Raw genomic sequence first — 2383 nt, forward strand, 5'->3', positions numbered from 1 at the left:
CCCCCGCCGTGAGTTGGCGAAGAAGGGCGCCCTGGCCGTCATGGGCGGTGTCGTATCCGGAGTCGTCCGCTTCGGTACGGAGGCCGTCCTGGGCTCCCTCTTCCGCGACGGCTCGTGACGGGACCCGGCAGCGGGACAGCTTGCGTGGGTTGACGTAGTCGTGCTGGTGTCGGCGCTGGGCTCCTCGGTGGAGTCCAGCGCCGGCACCGGTTGCTACTTCACCCTCCCAAGGCAATCTGCCGCAGGAGGTCCCGGTCTTCGATGGGGTAGCAGCGGTTGGCCCGTTCCCCGGGCCGGAAAGACCGCAGAGCCTTTACCTGCCGGAGTTCAGCGATTGCCTTTTCAACAGTCGCCCGTCCCAGGCAGAGAGCATCGGCAAGGTCGGCCTGGCTCGGCCCCGAGGCGATCAGCTCATCGGTGGTCGTCATCACGAGGACGCCACCCTTGGGCTTTATCACCTTCCTTCGCGTGGGCTCGGCCAGGTAGTTCAGTACTGCTGCAACTCGGGTAACCGGGGTTGCTCGGCTCGCGGTGTACAGCCGTTCTGTCAGGAGATGCCGCTTGGCTGCCATGCGGGCGAGCATCAGCGCGATCGCGGGGTCGGTCATCGCCAGCGAGTTCAGCTTGGCGTTCGGGACCGTGACGAAGACACACCGGGACAGGGTGGATCCGGAGATCAGGCTTTTGGGGTTCGAGCTCAACCTCTCCTCGTTGTACGTGCCGGGGAGGAAGTCGGTGTTACTGATGCTTTCGAAGAGCATCAGCTCGCGCCACAGGCGGACCTTGTCAGATTGCACGACTTCCGATACGCGCCCGTCGACAAGGAAGAAGGCGGCCTTCGCGACCGGGAGCGTGAGGGCGCGGCCGCGCTCCCGCCTGCGCACGCGGGAAACCTCGGTGAGGGCTTCTACGGACTCAGGAGGCAGGCCATGGAGGGAGAAGAAATCCGCGATGGCCTGGGCCTCGTTCGGTCTCCGGGTGATAGGGGCCATGGTCACCTTCCGGCCCCAGGAGACGTGGTTACCGGACTGGGTACTGCCGAAGTGGGGTCAGGGGACGCCGCCGACGAGACGGTCGCCGCGGGTGGCGTCGGAGCAACAACCCCAGCAGGCGGAGTCGCGGACTCGGCCAGGATGCGGACCACGGGCACCAACGCTCCGATGAGGAGGGCCAGTGCCGTGAGAACGGAAGCGATTCGGGCGGGCCTGGTCTCCAGGCGTCGGATGGCGTAACAGGCTGCGGTCAACACGATCCCGAAGATCAGAATGACCGCCACGTAGACGTCGGCGAACACACGTGTCCTTAACGAGAGGCGGCCGAGCTTCGATCGAATGTCCGAAGCTCGACCGCGGGTTTTTTGGGAACCTCGCTCTGGCCAGCGACGTTTGGACCGCGGCTAACAGTCCGTCACCGGTTGATCGTGAATGCTACGCCATCGGTGTGACCTGCCGATAATTCGTGCTCCTGGGAGGGGTTTCTCGAAAACGAGAATCCGAGACGCGGTCAGGAGCAAAGGACAAAGTAGGTCCTGGCAGTCCGTACGCGGAATCGGTGATACCGGTTTCCTGGCGCATCCCACCATGAGGAGTCCGAGGCACGAGAAGGCCCCGCCCGGTGGCCGGGCGGGGCCTTCTCCTGCGACATCATCAATGGCGCCTTGAGGTTGGGCCGGGGCCTTGTCGGGGGAGCCACCCCCGATGGGCCGCCGGCCAGTGCTGAGCGAGGGCTCCCAAAAGCCGTGTGTTCAGCGCTCACAAGGAAACACCAAGCGGGATTGTGAAAGTACCTCCACGGAGGGGTTTTCGGCTAGGGCTCGGTAAGAACCCCTCATCGTAGGGATTCCATCTCCGTTTTTAGGAGGTGCGCACCTCTTCCAGGGGAGCGCAGTTCGAATCATGAGATCCGCGACTGTGCTCCCCCCTTAGGCGTATGTCCCTGGCCCGAGTTGAAAGGAGACAGGGCCCTGCGGCGATGTGGTCGTCAGGCATGCGGGGTGCGCTCGCCGTCGACTGCACGAACGACGGGGACGGTGGGCTGGTCGATGTCGCTCAGGCCGGCGCACCCGCACCGGTCGTTGTTCCTTTACGGGTGTCCACTCGCCACGCCACAAGACGCGCCGCGTACGGTCTCCGGCATGACCGACACCCCCCGGGATGCCGACGGCGCGAAGCTGTGCGCCTGGTGCGGCTCCCCGATCCAGCAGTCCGCCGTAGGCCGGAGCAAGGACTACTGCCGCCGGAGTTGTCGCCAGAGGGCGTACGAGGCACGGAAGCAGAGGGAGGCCGTGGTCGCCGCCGTGGCAGCGGCCGTCGCACGCCGAGATTCGTCACGTGACGAAATCCGACACCTCGACGTTTCGTCACGTGACGAAATGAGAGGCGGG

At 65.2% G+C, this 2383-nt stretch carries 1 protein-coding gene and 1 pseudogene; one reads left to right on the plus strand and one right to left on the minus strand.

The annotated features are described in order from the left end of the window. Positions 1-218 precede the first annotated feature (218 nt). A complete protein-coding gene (locus tag B100_RS0133490) occupies positions 219-992 on the minus strand; it encodes a cyclic nucleotide-binding domain-containing protein (protein WP_024888688.1) in 774 nt (257 codons plus the stop codon). Between the two features lie 1142 nt (positions 993-2134). Between B100_RS0133490 and B100_RS37950 the strand changes: the two are divergent. Continuing rightward, positions 2135-2383 (plus strand): annotated as a pseudogene (locus B100_RS37950) (hypothetical protein); the annotation flags it as partial.

The organism is Streptomyces sp. CNH189 (assembly GCF_000527195.1).

Bases quoted from the DNA above. Each gene is read 5' to 3' on its own strand.
- B100_RS0133490 (WP_024888688.1), bottom strand. From the start codon at position 992: ATGGCCCCTATCACCCGGAGACCGAACGAGGCCCAGGCCATCGCGGAT.